Here is a 16,921-nt window from a genome sequence, read left to right as displayed (position 1 = left end):
AGTGCATGTGAGGCGATATGGAAGCAATCCCCAGCGATAACAAGGCTACGACCGCTCCGGGTGGCGGCTTCAATTTCCTGACGCCGGAAGCGTGGAAGGCGTTGTTGTCGCGCTATTCCCATATTGTGCTGGTGGCAAACAGTGAGGCGGTCGATCTCGAACGGTTGCGGAGCGAATTGCCGGAGACGGCGCTCTACGTCTTCTTCAACAAGGTCTACAAGGTGCTCGACGAGCCCTTTGTCGGCCATTCCATGCTGGTTGCCCGCAGCGACGTGATGGGCGCCCATATCGTCCACCGGCGCGAGGCGGCAGATGTCTTACGCTTCTTTGGCGGCGACGATTTCCTCGGCGTCGTCAACATTCGGGTCTCCGTCGAGGAAAATCTCAGCGAAAAGAACTGCTTCGAAGGCGCTGATGCCCGTCACCTCGATCTGACGCAAATGCTCGCCGATCTCTATCCGATCGGCAAGATCGCGACGAGCGGCTTTGCGGTAGCGTTGTGGTTCGCCGATCTGCAGTTGCCGGGCAAGATCCTGCTTGCCGGCTTTTCGGCAAAGCGGAGCGAGAAGTGGAAGGTGTTCGACGTTCACGATTGGACGTTCGAGCAGATTTTCCTGCGTCTCTTTGCGCGCATGGGTTCGATCTCAATGATGGGCGGCGTCGATGCGAGCCCCTATTCGGCGCTTGCCAAACGGTTTCCTGAGGTGCCGCCGATCGAGATCGCGATGACTGCGGTTGAGGTCTTGTCGGAGCGGCTCGACAATACGAACAGCCAGATCGACAGGCTGATGTCCGTCACTAAATTCATCCGCGCCGTCGACAATTTCTTCCGGCGGTTCAAACCGAAGACACGCAAGCAGCGTTTCCTCGAAAAGTCGAAGGGATGACTGTCGCAGGCCGTTGCCAACAGGCGTAGCGGCCAAGAAAGCTGTTGTCGATACTGGCGATCAAGGTGGACAATGAAACAACAGAACGTACGAATTTTTGTGGGATTCGATCCCAAGGAAGTGGTCGCCTACCACGTTCTCGTGCAGAGCATCATCGAGAAGTCGTCGATCCCGGTCGAGTTCTCGCCCATTGCACTTTCCAATCTTGGCGGGATTTTCACCCGTCAGCGCAACGCGCTGCAATCCACAGAGTTCTCCTTCTCGCGTTTCCTGACGCCCTATCTCAGCGGTTTCGAGGGCTGGAGCATCTTCATGGATTGCGACATGCTGATGCGCGCCGATATTGCCGAGCTGTGGGCTCTGCGCGACGATCGCTGCGCCGCCATGTGCGTCAAACACGATTATCAGCCGAAGATCGACACGAAGTTCCTCGGCCATACGCAGACCAAGTACGAAAAGAAGAACTGGTCGAGCCTCATTCTCTTCAACAACGACAAATGCAGCGCGCTGACGCCCGACTACGTCAACACGGCGACCGGCCTGCAACTGCACCAGTTCAAGTGGCTTGAGAACGACGACCTCATCGGCGAACTGCCGGTGACGTGGAACTACCTCGTCAACGAATACGACTACCGCGAAGACGCCAAGAACGTCCACTTCACCGATGGCGGGCCGTATTTCGATCAATACAAGAATGACGATTACGCCGAGGAATGGTTCGCAGCCCGCGAACGCCTGCTCTTCGCCCAACAGCCCGTCTAAAGCGCGTCGCGATCTTTCAGATTCGCTCCTCGCGCTTTAGGTCTTGTTTTGCGCATGTCGTTATCGCAAAACCGCTGCACACTTTTGCGCGACATGCTCTAAACAGCCCGTTCTCCACGGGGGAAGGGAGCCTTCAAAGCCCCAGCGCCGTCAGCATGATGAAGGTGGCGAACAGGATGAAATGCGTCATGCCCTCTATGGCGTTGGTCTCGCCGTCGTTGAGGTTGATCGCCGCGGCAATCAGGGTGATCGTCACCATCACCGTCTGGGCCGGGGTCATCGCCATGATGAAGGGCTGGCCCGTATACAGTGCGATCGCCTCCATCACAGGTACCGTCAGGATCACCGTCGACAGCGAGGCGCCCATGGCGATGTTGACGGTCGCCTGCATCCGGTTCTTGAGCGCCGCCCGCAAGGCGGTCAGGATTTCGGGCGCGGCCGAAATCGCCGCCACGACGACGGCCGTCACCGCGATTGGCGCACCGCTGTCGCGCAGGCCTTCGGTCATGAAGGTCGACATGAACTCCGCCAGCAGGCCGATGATGACGACGCCGGCAAGGATGGTCGCGATCGACATCGCGGCCGACTCCTCGGATCCATGCTCCTCCGGGCTTTCTTTCTTCCGTTCGGAGCGCGGGTAGCTGTAGCTGAAAAAATAGCTGTGCTGGCCGACCTGCATGCGCAGGAAGAGGCCATAGAGCGCGATCATCGCGACGATGGTGAAGGCGGAATAATAGTGCAATTTATGATAGGGTACGAATTCCGGCACGATCATCGAGATGCCCATGGCAGTGAGGATCATCACGCCGTAGGTCTTGCCCGAATTGTCGTTATAGGGCTGCTCGCCATGCTTGAGGCCGCCGAGCAAGGCGGCAAGACCCAGAATGCCGTTGATATCGAGCATCAGGGCGGAATAGATCGTGTCGCGCACCAGTGTCGGCGAACTTTCTCCGCTCATCATGATGGCGAGGATGATGACCTCGACGGCGACGGCCGAAAGCGTGAGGATCATCGTGCCATAGGGATCGCCGACCTTGACGGCGAGCAGCTCGGCGTGATGGGCAACGCGGATCGAGGCGAGAACGATGGTGCCGACCAGGGCGGCGGCTGCGATCAGCGCGACGCCGCGTCCCATCTCGATCACCGTGTGTTCCAAGAGATAGGCGATCGCTGCAACGACCAGTGCGGCGACCAGAAACGTCTCTTCTCGCAAGCGTGACGCAATCCCCAAGGCTCAGCTCCCGTGCCGATTCATGCGTTTTATCTAAGCCACTGATTTCGCATATCAAGCAAGCCTCCATTCAGTCCCATTTGCAGTCTTCGGCGTTTAATGGAATACTGAATGTCATCGGGGCCGGAAAGCAGATCGCGGCGTCCTCGAATTCTCGTCAAGCGGCCGCGATGATCCGGATCCTGTCCGGAAGCGTGCGAGTGCGCAATAAAGATGAGGAGACGGATGCATGATCAAGGTGGTCTACGAAGTCGTGCCGCATGACGGCGGGTGGGCCTACAGGCTCGGAGGCGTCTATTCCGAGGCATTCCCGACCCATGCCGAGGCGCTCGAAGCTGCGCGCATCGTCGCGGACGAACAGCAGGTCGGCGGCGATTCCGCCGAGATCAGTTGGCAGGACGAGAACGGCAAGTGGCATGAGGAATATGCCGAGGGCGGCGATCGGCCGGAAACCGAGGTGGTGGACGGCCAGTGGAAGGGCCGCGCGGCCGAGGCCTCGCAACGCATTTGATGCGACCTATCGCCCATCGACGCTCGCGCGACGATCGCCATTCATCCCCAATCCGGCTGCCAGCCTTCATTTGAGCGCGGCATAATCAGCCGCCGCCTGCGGATGCGTGATGGCACAATTCCGGAAAATCCACCTCCTTCGATAGGTTCCGTCACCGGTCGAGCCGGATGCCGGGTCATGTGCCGATCGAAGATCGATGATAGTCTTGCAGCCCTCCGACCAGCGCGTCGAAGGTGGCGCGGCAGCGCGGCGAAGTCTTCAGGCTCTCATGCATGACCACCCATGTGCCGAGCGGGATCTCGAACGCGTCGGGCAGGATGTGAACCAGGTCGGGATTTTCCCGGGCGAGCCCGGTCTGGCAGATGCCGATGCCGACGCCGGCGCGGATCGCCGAAAGCTGGGCAAGATTGCTGTCGGTTCTGTAGGAGAATTTGATGCCCTCCGGTACCGGATAGCGTTTCATCACCATGCGGACGTAGGCCGTTTGCCGATCGAAGCCGATCAGCCGGTGGTTTGCGAGATCTGCGATGGTTTCCGGGATGCCGTGCCGTTCGAGATAGCGGCGGTGGGCATGAAAGCCGAGGGGAATATCGCCGATGCGGCGCACGACGAGCGCATCCTGCTGTGGCTCGGCCATGCGCACGGCGATATCGGCCTCCCGGTTCACCAGATCCTCGATCGTATCCGATGCCGAGAGCTCGATCTGGAGTTCGGGATGGGTCTCCTGCAACGGTCCGAAAATCCGAGGCAGTACTTCGACGGCGATGACCTCGCTGGCGCTGACCCTGACGGTTCCCGCCACGTGCTGACGCTGGCCGGATGCGGTGCGCAAAAGGGCTGCGGCGGTTGCCGCCAGCGTCTCGGCATAGGGCTTCAATGCCAGCGCGGCGTCGGTCGGCAACAGGCCATTCGGCGATCGGATGAAGAGTTCGGCGCCGATCGCCAGTTCCAGGGCATCGACATGGCGACCGATCGTCGGCTGGGTCAACCCCAATTCGCGGGCAGCGGCCGAAAGCGACCCGTGCTGGAGCACGGTTAGAAAACTGCGGTAGAAATCCCAGTTCGGTTCAGTGCTCATATATTTTTGTATAGCAGATGCACTTATTTCGTCAATTTTGTTTATCACTTTCCCAGGACATACTCATCTCATCCGATCGAAGGAGATGATTGTCATGAGCAGAGACACGAAGATGACGGCACTGGTGCTTGGTGCGACAGGCGGTATCGGCGGCGCCGTCGCGCGCAGGCTCTCGGCGCGCGGCTGGCATATCCGCGCGCTCAACCGTGATGCCGCCAAGGCATCGAGCAGCGAGCCGGCTTTCGAATGGGTGCAGGGTGATGCGATGAATGCCGGCGACGTGCTGAGGGCCGCAGATAGGGTCGGCCTGATCGTTCACGCCGTCAATCCGCCCGGTTACCGCGACTGGGAAAGGCTGGTGCTGCCGATGCTCGACAATACGATCGCTGCTGCCCGCACTGTCGGTGCGCGTATCGTGCTGCCGGGCAATGTCTATAATTTCGGTCCCGCTGCCCTGCCGGCGCCGACCGAGGAAAGCCCGCAGCGTCCGCTGACCAGGAAGGGTGCGATCCGCGTCGAGATGGAGGAGCGGCTGAAGGTGGCATCGCAATCCGGGACCGGCGCCATCATTGTCAGGGCCGGGGATTTCTTCGGTCCGGGCGCAACCGGTAACAGCTGGTTTTCGTCGGGTCTTGTCACGCCGGGCAAGCCGGTCGGCACGATCAGGAATCCGGGGCGGCGCGGCGTCGGCCATCAGTGGACCTATCTGCCGGATATGGCGGAAACTGTCGTCCAGCTCATCGAGCGGGCCGATCGGCTGCCGCTCTTTGCAGTCTATCATATGGATGGCTTCTGGGATGCGGACGGCATGCAGATGGCGGAAGCGATCAAGCGCGTTGCCGGCGGTAAGGCAAAGATCGGTCGTTTTCCCTGGTGGATCGTACCGCTCGCCGCGCCCTTCATTCCCTTGATGCGGGAGATCAAGGAGATGCGTTATCTCTGGAAGGTGCCGCTCAGGATGAGCAACGCCAAGCTTGTGGCCGAACTCGGCAAGGAGCCGCGCACGCCGATCGACGAGGCGGTGAGAGCCTCACTCGTCGCTCTCGGCTGCCTGCCTGCAGCGCATCGCGACACCGCGGCTGTTTTCATTGCGCATTCGCCGGTTTCCCCTGGTTAGCACCGGCAACGCTTTGCCATTTCGACAAGCGGCAACGGCTTGATGGCGAAGGCATGTCCTGTGGCGCCGAACTGTTCGTAGCGGTCGCTGCAGACCTTCGCCATGGTCTCGATTGCCGACATTCAGCCCGTGACGCGCCTGCCGGTCGCCTGACCATCCGGGCGCTGCCCGGCGTCATCGGGGCGGAGAGCCAGGTATTCGAAGAGCCGGGCGACCGCTTCCGCGCCGGGATCGGTATGGCCTTCGAGCTGCTTGGCGTTGATATAGGCGGCGCGCCCGGCCTTGGCATGGACGAGCGTCGCAGTGAGGTCCGCGCCGGCGCGCGCCGCTTCCGCAGCCGCGGCAAATCCCACGTCGAGCGCATCCAGGGCCGGCGAGAGAGCATCGACCATCGTTCGATCGCCCAGGCGCGCGCCGCCGATCTCCTGCATTCGGGAGAGGCCCGCCTTCAGGGCTTCGCGAATGTTCAGCCCGCTCGATGCGCCGTCGCCGGCCGCGGCAAAGAAGATCGCGAGAAGCACACCCGAGGAGCCGCCCATGGTCTGGCTGAGTTCCTGCCCCATGGCCCGGAAGAGCTGGGTGTGATCGGAAAGGGGAAGACGATCGAGCGCTTCGATGAGCGCGCGGGCGGCACCGGCCAAGGTCGAACCGGTGTCGCCGTCGCCTGACTTCGCGTCGAGTGCATTCAAATCCTTCTCGGCGCCGATGAGAAGGGTGCAGCAATCCGTCAGGAACTGACGGGTGGGTTCGTGCCTTGATGCAATCGGGGCGATCGGCGTCAGTCCATCCGGCAGCGAAAGCACCGCAACGGGTTTGACGGCGGTCACGCCCGGCCAGGCGGCAAGTTCAACGGGCTTGGAAAGAAGCTCCAGTTCTGCCTTGCCGGCCGGGAAGACCGAGATCGAAAATCCCTGCATGTCGAGCGAGGTCATCATCGGCGCCGGTCCGACGATGTGCGAAATCCTGCCCGCGATGGCGGATTGGAGAAGTTCGTGAACGATGACCGACATTTCCAGGACCGAGGTGCCGCCGAGGTTGTTCACCAGGACGACGTGAGATCTGTCGTCTATCGATGGCGCAAGACGCTCGACCATCGCGGCGACCGCGCCCTTCGCACCTGAATATTCGACCTGTTCGACACCGGCTTCACCGTGAATGCCGAGCCCAAGCTCGGCGTGACCGTCCGGAATTCGGTTCTCCTTCGGAGAGCCCGGCACCGTGCACGTATCGAGCGACATGCCGATCGAGCTGGTGTTTTCGATCACCCGGCGGGCGGCTTTGGTCACCGCCTCGAGATCGGCGCCGCTCTCGGCGAGCGCACCCGCGATCTTGTGAACGAACAGGGTTCCCGCCACGCCGCGGGACTGCGGGAGATCCGGCAACGCGATGTCGTCGTCCACGATGACCATGCTGACGTTCAGGCCAAAGGCGCGTGCGCGTTCGGCGGCGAGACCGAAATTGAGACGGTCGCCGGTATAGTTCTTGACGATCAGCAGGCAGCCGGCCGGTCCGGTGACGGCCAGGATGCCGGCAAGGATCGCGTCCACGCTCGGGGAGGCAAAGACGTCGCCGCAGACGGCTGCGGTCAGCATTCCCTTGCCGACGAAACCGGCATGCGCCGGCTCATGGCCCGAGCCGCCGCCGGAGACGATCGCAACCTTGCTCCTGTCCCAGTCCGAACGGACGACGACGCGAATATGCGGATATCCGTCGAGACGGCTGAGCGTACCGCCGGATGCGGCCAGAAGACCGTCGATTGCTTCGGTGACCGCGTTTTCCCTACTGTTGAGGAACTGTGACATTCTCGCCTCCCTTAAACTAAGCGCATGCCGGCCGCGTCGAAATAGAGCGGCTTGTTCGGCTGGATCTTGATGGTTTCTCCGCCCTTGAGCTCGGTATGAGCATCGGTGACGGTAATCAGATTATGTGTCTTGAACGTGAGGTGCAGGCGCGTCTGGTCGCCGAGATGTTCGACGCGCGTAACCGTCGCATCCTGACCGTCGCCCTGATCGATATGCTCGGGCCGCAGGCCGATCGATTTGGCCTTCGCCGGCGCGCCTGGGAAGATCTCGGCGGGAACGACATTGATGCGGGGCTGGCCGAGACGCGTTGCGGCGTAGATGCTGACCGGATGTTCGTAGATCTCTCGCGGCGAGCCGAATTGGACGAGCTTGCCCTCATGGAGAACGCCGACATGGGTTGCCATCGTCATCGCCTCCACCTGGTCGTGGGTGACATAGAGCAGCGTCGCGCCGGATTTGGCCTGGATGTTTTTCAGCTCGATCCGTAGATCGGCGCGAAGCTTGGCATCGAGTGAGCTCAGCGGCTCATCCATCAGATAGATCTGTGGATTTCTGACCAGTGCGCGCCCGATCGACACACGTTGCATTTCTCCGCCCGATAGTGCGGTCGCCTTGTTGTCGAGCTTGTGCGAGATCTGGAGGATTTCCGCGATTGCGTTCACCTTCTCATCGATCACGCGCTGCGGCGTCTTCAGCAACGGCGATTTCAGGGGAAATTCCAGATTTTGACGCACGGACAGATGCGGATAGAGCGAATATTGCTGGAACACCATGGCGACGTTGCGTTGCGCGGGCGTCAGGCCGCGCATGGACCGTCCGCCGATCATGATTTCGCCGACATCGGGGTTGTCGAGACCCGACACCATGCGCAACGTCGTCGTTTTGCCCGCACCCGTCGGTCCGAGGAGGACGACGAACGAGCCGTCAGGGACGATCATCGAGACGTCGTCGAGAGCGCGGTGGCCGGCAAAGGATTTGGTGATGTTTTTCAGGATGACTTCAGCCACGGCGCAACACTCCTTCGTTGGCCTCTGAAACAAGCGCGTTTCCGGTCGCAGAGTCAAAGATCGTCAGGTTTTTGGAATCGAAATCCAGGCCGATCAGTTCCTCGACACATGCGGATTGGTTGGATGGTGTGCGGGCCTTGATCTCACCGTGGGCGGTGTCGATCGTGACGATCTGCGTCGTGCCGAGATATTCGACGGCAATAACCCGCCCGCGATAGGCTGAATCGTCCCTGAACCTGATATGTTCGGGTCTGACCCCCAAGGCGAGTTTGCCAAGGCGTTCGTCCCGGGAGACCGGAACCTTCACCACATGTCCTGAGAGGCTGACCTCGCCGCCGCCGGCGCCGATCGAGCCTTCGAATTCGAGGAAATTCATCGGCGGCGAGCCGATGAACTTCGCGACGAATTTCGTCGCCGGCCAGTCGTAGATCTGCTGGGGCTTGCCGAATTGTTCGACGACGCCATGGTTCATCACCACGATCTTGTCGCCCATCTGCATGGCTTCCAGCTGGTCATGGGTCACATAGACGGTCGTGGCGCCCATGCGGTCATGCAGGGCCCGCAGTTCTTCGGCCATGTGCTCGCGGAACTCAGCGTCGAGAGCGCCGAGCGGCTCGTCCATGAAGAAGGCCTTCGGATTGCGCACGATGGCGCGACCGAGCGCGACGCGCTGCCGGTCGCCGCCGGAGAGACCGCCGACCGGCTTGTCGAGGATGTTTTCGATCCTCAGGATCTTTGCCACTTCCGCGACACGCGCTGTGACCTCAGCCTTCCTCATGCCCTGGCTGACGAGGGGATAGGATATGTTCTTGCGGACGTTCATGTGCGGATAGAGAGCGAACATCTGGAAGACGAAGGCGATGTCGCGCTCGCTCGCCCGCTTCATCCCGACCTCTTCGCCACCGATATAGATTTCGCCGCTGGTCGGAAGCTCCAAGCCGGCCATCATCCGCAGCGTCGTCGTCTTGCCGCATCCGGACGGGCCGAGAAGCATGAAGAATTCGCCGTCCTCGACGGTGAAGGTGGAAGATTTCACCGCGTTGAACGCCCCGAAATCCTTGCGCACATTCTGAATTCGGATCTGTGCCATGGTTCACTCCGGGAAATGGCTGACGATGATGAACATCACTGTGCCCACAAGCGTCACGAGGAAAGAATAGGAGTAGAGCGACAGCGACAAGGGCTGCATCAGCATGACGACGCCGAGCGCGATCAGGACCGATGCCAGCATTTCCCATGCGTCGCGGCGCAGGCGGAACAGGCGATTGAGAAAGGTCGTCATTTGCGGACCGCTCCGAAGGTAATGCCGCGCAGGAGATGTTTGCGAAGCAGGATTGTGAAGACCATGACCGGCACCAGGAAGATGGTGGCACCGGCGGCGACGGCCGGCCAGTCCTGGCCGCTGACGCCGATGATGGTCGGGATGAACGGCGGCGCCGTCTGGGCATTGCCCGACGTCAGCAGCACGGCAAAGGCATATTCGTTCCATGCGAAAATCAGGCAGAAGATCGCCGTCGACGCGATGCCGGTGACGGCCTGGGGCAGCACGACCTTGTAGAAGGCCTGGAAGCGCGTGTAGCCGTCGATCAGTGCCGCCTCTTCGTATTCGATCGGGATTTCGTCGATGAAGCCCTTGAGCAGCCAGACCGAGAGGGACAGGTTGACCGCGGTATAGAGCAGGATCATGCCGGCATGCGTGTCGCTGAGGCCGAGCGACCGGAACATCAGGAAGATCGGGATGGCGACGGCGATCGGCGGCATCATGCGCGTCGACAGAATGAAGAAGAGAAGGTCGTCCTTCAGCGGCACTTTGAAGCGCGAGAAGGCATAGGCGGCCGCCGTGCCGAGCGTGATGCACAGGACGGTCGAGCCAAAACCGATGATGACGGAATTGTAGAACCGCTCGGCAAAGCGCGAAGCGCCGGTAATGACAACGCCCTCCTTGCGGACAAGTTTGTCGTACCAGGTCGTCGGTTCGCCGAGCGCCTTGAGTTGATCCTCGGGCACGCGGGTCCGGGTCGTGAAGAGGTTCACATATCCCTCGACCGTCGGCTGGAACACCATCTTAGGCGGATAGGCGATTGCGTCCTCAGGCGATTTGAAGCCGGTCCCGATGATCCACAGCAGCGGAAGAAGGGTGACGACGGCGTAGAAGACGACCAGAATGCCGGCAAACCACTTCTGACGCCCGGAGGGTTCGGTTACGGAATAGCTGCTCATCTCTGTTTCACCTTGTTCAGAGCTTTGACGTAGATCGACGCAAGGCCGAAGACGGTGACGAAAAGAATGACGGCATAGGCGGATGCGTAGCCGGTTCGCCATTGCTCGAAAGCGGCGCGCTTCAGGTTGATCGAGGTCAGTTCGGTGATCGATCCCGGGCCGCCGCCGGTCAGCTGGACGACGAGGTCGAACATCTTGAAATTCTCGATGCCGCGGAAGAGGACGGCCAGCATCAGGAAGGGCAGCACCATCGGGATGGTAATGGTCCAGAACTGACGCCATTTGCTGGCGCGGTCGCATTCGGCCGCCTCATAGATGCTGTTCGGAATGGAGCGCAGTCCGGCAAGGCAGATCAGCATCACGAAGGGCGTCCACATCCAGGTGTCGACGATGACGATCGCCCACGGCGCCAGCGACGTGCTGGCGATCATCGAGAAGCTGGACGGATCGTTCCCGGTGAGGAAGCCGACCACGTAGTTGAACAGGCCGATTTGCGGCTGGTAGAGAAAGGTCCAGAAGTTGCCGACGACGGCGGGGCTCAGCATCATCGGAAGCACGATGATCGTCGTCCAAAGGTCGTTGCCGCGGAACTTCTTGTTGATCAGATAGGCGAGCGAAAAGCCGATCAGCACCTGCAGCACAATGGTCCATATCAGGAAGTGCGCGGTGGCCTGCATACTCTGCCAGATATCGCTATCCGTCAGGATGTTGACGTAGTTCCGCAAGCCGACGAACTCGATCGGCGCGTTGGGCCGGTTCACTCTGAAATTGGTGAAACTCAGCCTGATCGTCCAGATCAGAGGAAAAATGTTGATGGCGAGCAGCAACACGATCGACGGTGCTACGAAGAGCCAGGCTATGGCGCGATCGGACAGACCTCTGACCCGGGCCGCGATTGCAGGCGGAGTGGCGCTGGCGACGCGATCGATCGGGGAATGGAGCATGTTCGTCTCCTTGGCATGAAAGATGGTGGTGTGCAGGGCCGGCTCGGTCCATGTGGCCGGCCCTGCGCGACGCTCACTGCTGGGAGGAAGCGGGTGTCAGCGTCAGTATTTTCCGTCGTCCTCGAAGACGCCCTTCCAGTCCTTCACGAGGCCGTCGAGCGCGTCTTTTGCGCTGCCCTGGTTTGCGACCACATAGTCGTGGAAGCGCTTCTGCGATGCCTGGAGGAGGGAGGCGTAGGACGGTTCGGCCCAGAAGTCCTTCACGATCGCCATCGAATCGAGGAACGGCTTGGCGTAGGGCTGGCTGGAGGCGAAGCCCGGATCTTCCACGACTGCTCTGAGCGCCGAATAGCCGCCGAGTTTCCACCATTTCTGCTGGATTTCAGGCTGGCCGAACCACTTGATGTAATCGAGCGCTTCCTTCTGTTTGTCGGAAGCGGCGACGACCGAAATGCCCTGGCCGCCGAGCTGGGCAAACTGCACGCCCTTCGGGCCGGCCGGATTGGGGAAGTAGCCCGACTTGTCGCCGCCGACATTGGCGTCGGCGTTGATTCCCGGCCAGGTGAAGGTGAAGTTCATCTGCAATGCGACCTGGCCTGATTTATAGGCGTCGACGTCCTGGGTCATGTAGGCGTCGGAATGGCCGGGCGGCGTGCAGCAATCGTAGAGCTTCTTGTATTCTTCGAGGCCCGCGACGGCATCGGGCGAGTTGACGAAGCCTTCGAGATCGTAGGGCTTCTTCGGATTCTGATATTCGAAGCCATAGCTATAGAGCGCATTCATGGCGCCCATGGTGATGCCTTCGGAGCCGCGCTCCGTGTAGATCGCCGCGCCGTAGACCTTCTTGCCGTCGATTTCGCGCCCCTGGAAGAACTGGGCGATGTCGATCAGTTCGTCCCAGTTCTTCGGAACCGTGAGATCACGGCTGTATTTCTTCTTGAACTCGGCTTGCAGCTCGGGACGTGCGAACCAGTCCTTGCGGTAGGTCCAGCCGACCACGTCGCCGAAGGCCGGCATTGCCCAGTAGTTCGGCGAGTTCTTCGGCCACTCTGCATATCCGACGACGGTCGCCGGAATGAAATCGTCCATCTTGATCCCTTCCTTGTCGAAGAAATCGTTGAGCTTGACGTATTGCTTGTTCTCGGCCGCACCGCCGATCCACTGGCTGTCGCCGATCAGCAGATCGCAGAGTTTGCCGCCGGAATTCAGTTCGTTGAGCATGCGATCTGCAAAATTCGGCCACGGCACGAATTCGTAGTGCATCTTGTTGCCGCTCTTCGCTTCGAAATCCTTGCTGAGCTCGACGAGCGCATTGGCAGGGTCCCATGCCGCCCAGCACAGGGTGAGGTCTGCGGCCTGGGCATGCGAAGCCGACCCTGCAGACACAGCGATATACATCCCGGCAGCGAGTGCCGAGCTCATCAAAACAGACTTCATAACTGGGATCCTCCCGTTGACCTCCCGACCTCCATCGAGAGGGGTGAATAAAAGCGTTGCGGCGAGGGCGCTTATGCTAGAGCGCGCTGTGGCCGCGTTATCGACTGTCCTTTCCGGCGTGGCCGAAAGAGCCCGTCGCGGATTATTCATAACTGAGGTGCGCACCTCAGTGCAAGCAAATTTTGAGGTGCGCACTTCAATTCTTGCATTTCTGATTTTTTTGAGAGAAACGTGATCCGTCCAAATCGCATCAGGAGCCCTTATGCGGCCAACAGCAAAAGACCTTGCGGAAGCCGCCGGCGTCAGCCTCGCGACCGTCGATCGCGTCTTGAACGATCGCCCGAATGTGAGCAAAAAGGCGGTTCGCAGCGTCCATGAAGCCATTGAACGGATTGGCTTTATCCGCAACCCGGCAGCCGTGAGCCTGGCGCGCAACAAGAGTTATCGCTTCAGATTCGTCCTGCCGAAGTCAGGCGATCTTTATCTTCGCGAGCTTTTGCGGCGGGTGAAGGAACTGGGGCAGGCCCTCAAGGGCGATCTGACCGATATCGATTATGTTCAAATTCCCACCGACGACGCGCATGGGGTGGCGAAGTATCTTGCCGGAATAGGTGAGGAAGAGCTCGACGGAGTGGCTCTGATGGCGCCGGAATCGCCGCAGGTGCGCGATGCCGTGGCGCGGCTGCTCGAACGAAACATCAAGGTCGTGCAGTTTCTGTCCGGCCAGGAAAAGCTTCCCGCGGCCGATTTCGTCGGCGTGGACAATTTCGCGGCCGGGGCGACCGCCGGAAAGCTGATCGGCACATTTGCCTGCCGCGCGCCGGGCAAGGTGATGGTGGTCGCCGAGACGATGCAATCGCTTGACAGCATTCAGCGCCGGCACGGTTTCGATACAATAATTAATGAACGATTTCCGTTTCTTAGGTCTCTTCCTTCGATAGAGACGCATGCCGATGAGCGTCGCGCCAATGAGATCATCGGGCGCGTGCTCGAAAACAACAAGGATATCATTGCCGTTTATGTCCTTAGTTCGGAGGCGCGCATTCCGCTTTCGGCAACCGCTGCAAACGTCGACCTCGTCAACCTCGCGGTGGTCGTCCATGAGCGTACGCCGTTCAGTGAGGAAGCCTTGCGCGACGACCGCATCGATGCCGTCATCGCACAGGATCCTGGTCATGCGGTGCGAAGCGCAATCCGCATCATGCGGGCTCGCTCGGACGCCCGGGAGCCGCTGGCTGAGCAGGAGAGGATAAGGATCGAGGTCCTTCTCAAGGAAAATCTCTAAGGGAATCAATCTGCGGCCCAAGGCCAGTTGAGGTGCGAACCTCAGCACTTTTGCGTCGTCCTTTAGGCCCGAAGTTCTGACAACGCGATCCGCGCGACCGTCAAGGCTGTCTCCGCCTGCTCGATATTGGGGTCGCCAAGGAACCAGGCGGCGGAAAGGCCGGAATAGGCGGCGATCCATTGCAGCAGCCGCTTCGGCTCCAGCCCCGCCTCCGCAGAGACGACGGCGAGCTGGCGGCGGAAGCGGGTGGGATCGGTAATGGTGGGCAATTCCTCGTTGGCGAAGATGTTGGCGAAATCGAAACCGCGCTCGCCGTGAAGCCGTTTCGGATCGATTGCCAGCCAGCCGCGTTCCTCGAAATCGAGAATGTTGTCGTGGTGGATGTCGCCATGGAGGACGGAGAGATCGCGCGGATCGGCAAGGAGGGCGTTGGCGATCGCCGAGCAATCGGCAAGCGTGCCGCCATGTTTGCCTGCGGCCGGCTCGAGATCGCGGAACCAGCGGGTGAGGGGAATAGGATCAGGGAGCGGTCTTTCGCGCGGCGCATGCAGCCGCGCGGCGGTGCGGCAGAGAATGCGGCTCGCCTCGTCGTCTTCGCCGTCCATCGCCATGGCAAGCAGGGAGCGTTTCCCGGTTGCCCTCTCCAGCAACACGGCGTCGCCTTCGTGGGCATAGACATGGGCCGCGCCGTCGCCATCCCACCATTGCATCAGCAGCGCGCCGTACCGTTCGTCGATATCGGTCGCGACTTTCAGCATGGCGGGCCTCTCCCGCCAGAGGACCGGCAGCAGGCGGCTCGAATGGGTGATGATGGGCTCGCCGTCCGATATGAGTGACCAGCGATCGAGATAGGAAGCAAACATGCGTCCTATATAGGGATATCAAATGCAGAAATCCCGCCTTTCGGCGGGATTTCTTGATGCATACGGGAAACCTCAGGCGACCTTTTCGAGGGTGGGATAGTCGAGGTAGCCCTTGGCTGTGCCGCCGTAGAAGGTCGATTGATCGGGTGTGTTGAGCGGCAGGTTCTTTGCCAGCCGTTCGACGAGATCGGGATTGGCGATGAAGGGCTTGCCGAAGGCGACAAGATCGGCGCGGCCGCTTTCGGCGGCGTCGATCGCGAGATCGCGGTCATAGCCGTTGTTGACCATCCAGTTCGCCTTGCCGCCGGCCTTTTCATAGGCCTGGCGCAGCGCCTTGTAATCGAAGGAGGGGTTGTCGCCCTGTTTGTAGTCGCGCTCGCCGCCGGTCTGGCCTTCGATGACGTGGATATAGGCGAGGCCGTATCTGGCCAGCCCCTCGACGACATGGGTGAAGGTCGCCTGCGGATTGGAATCATAGCTTTCGCCCGAAGGCGTCACCGGCGAGATGCGGATCGCAGTGCGGCCTGCGCCGACTTCCCTAACGACGGCATCGATGACTTCGAAGGTCAGGCGGGTGCGGTTCTCGATCGAGCCGCCATATTGGTCGGTGCGGTCGTTGACGCCGTTGCGGATGAACTGATCGAGCAGGTAGCCATTGGCGCCATGGATCTCGACACCGTCGAAGCCGGCATCGATGGCTGCGCGGGCTGCCTTGCGGTAATCCTCGATGATGCCGGGGATTTCGGAAGTTTCGAGCGCGCGGGGCTCGGAGGTATCGGCAAAGCTGCCGCTTCCGTCGGCATTGACCAGATAGGTCTTGGCCTTGGCAACGCGATTGGTCGAAGAGACGGGTTTGCCGCCAGCCGGCTGCAGCGTCGTGTGCGAGATGCGGCCGACATGCCACATCTGGACGACGATCCTGCCGCCGGCTGTGTGAACGGCGTCGGTGACACGCTTCCAACCGTCGAGCGCTTCCTTGCTGTAGAGGCCGGGCACGTCGGCATAACCCTGGCCCTGATGAGTGATCGCGGTCGCTTCGGTGATGATCAGGCCCGCGCTGGCGCGCTGGCGGTAATATTCGACATTGAGGTCGTTGGGAATCGCACCCGGCGAACGGTTGCGGGTCAGCGGCGCCATGACGATGCGGTTCTTGACGGAGATATCGCCAACCTTGGTGGGTTCGAAAAGCTTAGGCATGATGGTCCTTTCTTTTGCGGGAGGATCACTCGGCGGGGGCGAGGGCTGCTCGGCGCCTGGCGGAGAGATAGGTGAGTGCCGCCGCGCCGAGGCCGATCAAGGCCTTAGGGCGGGGCGAGAAGGGCGAGGGCTTCTAAAGCTCCTGTGTTAGCTGCTTGACGAAAGCAGCGATCGTTTCCTCGTTGCGCTTGTAGAAAATCCACTGCCCGACGCGTTTGGTGGTGACGAGGCCGGCGCGATGCAGCGTGCCGAGATGGGCCGAAACCGTCGACTGCGACAGGCCGCAGCGCTCGAACTGACTGGCGCAGACGCCCATCTCGAACGGATGCTCCTGCGACGGGAAATGTTGCTCCGGATTTTTCAGCCAGCTCAGAATGTCCATCCGGGTGGGATGGGCGAGTGCTTTGATAATCTCGTCTTTGTCCATCGTGGTTCGCCGAACTATAAATCGTGTTTGATCGATATATTGATCGTCGAACTCCGATATGCAAATCACGGAGGCGTGAGGTGGCGTAATTTATGGGGTGAACAAATTTTGGGCAAAAAAAGAGGGCCACCGGAAAACCAGGGCCCTTGTAAT

Annotated in this window: 18 protein-coding genes and 1 pseudogene; 5 read left to right on the top strand and 14 right to left on the bottom strand. The window is 60.7% G+C overall.

Going from position 1 to position 16,921, the window contains the following annotated elements; genetic code table 11:
• The first annotated feature begins 17 nt into the window (after positions 1–17).
• On the top strand, positions 18–887 hold the full coding sequence (locus GGD57_RS10330; protein WP_184469379.1) for a 3-deoxy-manno-octulosonate cytidylyltransferase: 870 nt from the start codon (positions 18–20) through the stop codon (positions 885–887).
• A gap of 72 nt (positions 888–959) precedes the next feature.
• Positions 960–1,649, top strand: coding sequence for a glycosyltransferase (locus GGD57_RS10325; protein WP_184469377.1), 690 nt, complete (start codon positions 960–962; stop codon positions 1,647–1,649).
• 133 nt (positions 1,650–1,782) lie between these two features.
• On the opposite strand, the gene GGD57_RS10320 is transcribed toward GGD57_RS10325, so the two are convergent.
• Positions 1,783–2,880, bottom strand: a complete 1,098-nt coding sequence (locus GGD57_RS10320; RefSeq protein ID WP_184469375.1) for a calcium:proton antiporter — start codon at positions 2,878–2,880, stop codon at positions 1,783–1,785.
• A 229-nt stretch (positions 2,881–3,109) separates the two neighbouring features.
• On the opposite strand from GGD57_RS10320, the gene GGD57_RS10315 reads away from it, so the two are divergent.
• A complete protein-coding gene (locus GGD57_RS10315; protein ID WP_085737904.1) occupies positions 3,110–3,391 on the top strand; it encodes a DUF2188 domain-containing protein in 282 nt (93 codons plus the stop codon).
• A gap of 69 nt (positions 3,392–3,460) precedes the next feature.
• On the opposite strand, the pseudogene GGD57_RS29130 reads toward GGD57_RS10315, so the two are convergent.
• Positions 3,461–3,547: pseudogene (locus tag GGD57_RS29130) on the bottom strand (GrpB family protein); the annotation flags it as partial.
• 19 nt (positions 3,548–3,566) lie between these two features.
• Positions 3,567–4,469: a LysR family transcriptional regulator gene (locus tag GGD57_RS10310; protein ID WP_184469373.1), complete on the bottom strand. Its 903-nt coding sequence runs from the start codon at positions 4,467–4,469 to the stop codon at positions 3,567–3,569.
• Positions 4,470–4,563: 94 nt separating this feature from the next.
• Here GGD57_RS10310 and GGD57_RS10305 point away from each other — a divergent pair, with 94 nt between their 5' ends.
• A complete protein-coding gene (locus GGD57_RS10305) occupies positions 4,564–5,586 on the top strand; it encodes an NAD-dependent epimerase/dehydratase family protein (protein WP_184469371.1) in 1,023 nt (340 codons plus the stop codon).
• On the opposite strand, the gene GGD57_RS29370 is transcribed toward GGD57_RS10305, so the two are convergent.
• The 8 genes from GGD57_RS29370 to GGD57_RS10270 all read right to left on the bottom strand — a co-directional run bounded on the left by GGD57_RS29370 (position 5,583) and on the right by GGD57_RS10270 (position 12,996).
• Positions 5,583–5,708 (bottom strand): hypothetical protein, encoded by a 126-nt coding sequence (locus tag GGD57_RS29370; RefSeq protein WP_281423739.1) that lies wholly within the window; start codon positions 5,706–5,708, stop codon positions 5,583–5,585. The genes GGD57_RS10305 and GGD57_RS29370 overlap by 4 nt on opposite strands.
• Positions 5,709–7,388: a dihydroxyacetone kinase subunit DhaK gene (locus GGD57_RS10300; RefSeq protein WP_184469369.1), complete on the bottom strand. Its 1,680-nt coding sequence runs from the start codon at positions 7,386–7,388 to the stop codon at positions 5,709–5,711.
• Between the two features lie 11 nt (positions 7,389–7,399).
• Entirely contained in the window at positions 7,400–8,395 is a 996-nt protein-coding gene (locus GGD57_RS10295) for an ATP-binding cassette domain-containing protein (protein ID WP_184469367.1), read from the bottom strand.
• Positions 8,388–9,485: an ABC transporter ATP-binding protein gene (locus GGD57_RS10290; protein WP_184469365.1), complete on the bottom strand. Its 1,098-nt coding sequence runs from the start codon at positions 9,483–9,485 to the stop codon at positions 8,388–8,390. Before GGD57_RS10290 ends, GGD57_RS10295 begins: the two co-directional genes overlap by 8 nt.
• A gap of 3 nt (positions 9,486–9,488) precedes the next feature.
• On the bottom strand, positions 9,489–9,677 hold the full coding sequence (locus GGD57_RS10285) for a hypothetical protein (RefSeq protein WP_028752282.1): 189 nt from the start codon (positions 9,675–9,677) through the stop codon (positions 9,489–9,491).
• Positions 9,674–10,615: a carbohydrate ABC transporter permease gene (locus GGD57_RS10280; RefSeq protein ID WP_184469362.1), complete on the bottom strand. Its 942-nt coding sequence runs from the start codon at positions 10,613–10,615 to the stop codon at positions 9,674–9,676. The genes GGD57_RS10285 and GGD57_RS10280 overlap by 4 nt, the downstream gene beginning before the upstream one ends.
• Positions 10,612–11,559, bottom strand: a complete 948-nt coding sequence (locus GGD57_RS10275) for a carbohydrate ABC transporter permease (RefSeq protein WP_184469360.1) — start codon at positions 11,557–11,559, stop codon at positions 10,612–10,614. The genes GGD57_RS10280 and GGD57_RS10275 overlap by 4 nt, the downstream gene beginning before the upstream one ends.
• A gap of 102 nt (positions 11,560–11,661) precedes the next feature.
• Positions 11,662–12,996 (bottom strand): ABC transporter substrate-binding protein, encoded by a 1,335-nt coding sequence (locus GGD57_RS10270; RefSeq protein WP_184469358.1) that lies wholly within the window; start codon positions 12,994–12,996, stop codon positions 11,662–11,664.
• Positions 12,997–13,258: 262 nt separating this feature from the next.
• On the opposite strand from GGD57_RS10270, the gene GGD57_RS10265 reads away from it, so the two are divergent.
• Complete coding sequence (locus GGD57_RS10265) at positions 13,259–14,281, top strand: LacI family DNA-binding transcriptional regulator (RefSeq protein ID WP_184469356.1); 1,023 nt, start codon at positions 13,259–13,261, stop codon at positions 14,279–14,281.
• A 62-nt stretch (positions 14,282–14,343) separates the two neighbouring features.
• Here the strand turns inward: GGD57_RS10265 and GGD57_RS10260 are convergent, their stop codons facing one another.
• The 3 genes from GGD57_RS10260 to GGD57_RS10250 form a co-directional block, all read right to left on the bottom strand.
• Positions 14,344–15,144, bottom strand: coding sequence for an aminoglycoside phosphotransferase family protein (locus GGD57_RS10260; RefSeq protein ID WP_184469354.1), 801 nt, complete (start codon positions 15,142–15,144; stop codon positions 14,344–14,346).
• A gap of 72 nt (positions 15,145–15,216) precedes the next feature.
• Positions 15,217–16,341 (bottom strand): alkene reductase, encoded by a 1,125-nt coding sequence (locus tag GGD57_RS10255; protein WP_184469352.1) that lies wholly within the window; start codon positions 16,339–16,341, stop codon positions 15,217–15,219.
• A 133-nt stretch (positions 16,342–16,474) separates the two neighbouring features.
• On the bottom strand, positions 16,475–16,768 hold the full coding sequence (locus GGD57_RS10250) for an ArsR/SmtB family transcription factor (RefSeq protein WP_184469350.1): 294 nt from the start codon (positions 16,766–16,768) through the stop codon (positions 16,475–16,477).
• Positions 16,769–16,921: the final 153 nt, after the last annotated feature.

Origin of the sequence: Rhizobium esperanzae (assembly GCF_014197615.1) — a bacterium.
GTDB lineage: Bacteria > Pseudomonadota > Alphaproteobacteria > Rhizobiales > Rhizobiaceae > Rhizobium > Rhizobium esperanzae_A.
Note: the sequence above shows the minus strand (reverse complement) of the source record. Positions and strands in the feature narration are given on the sequence as shown.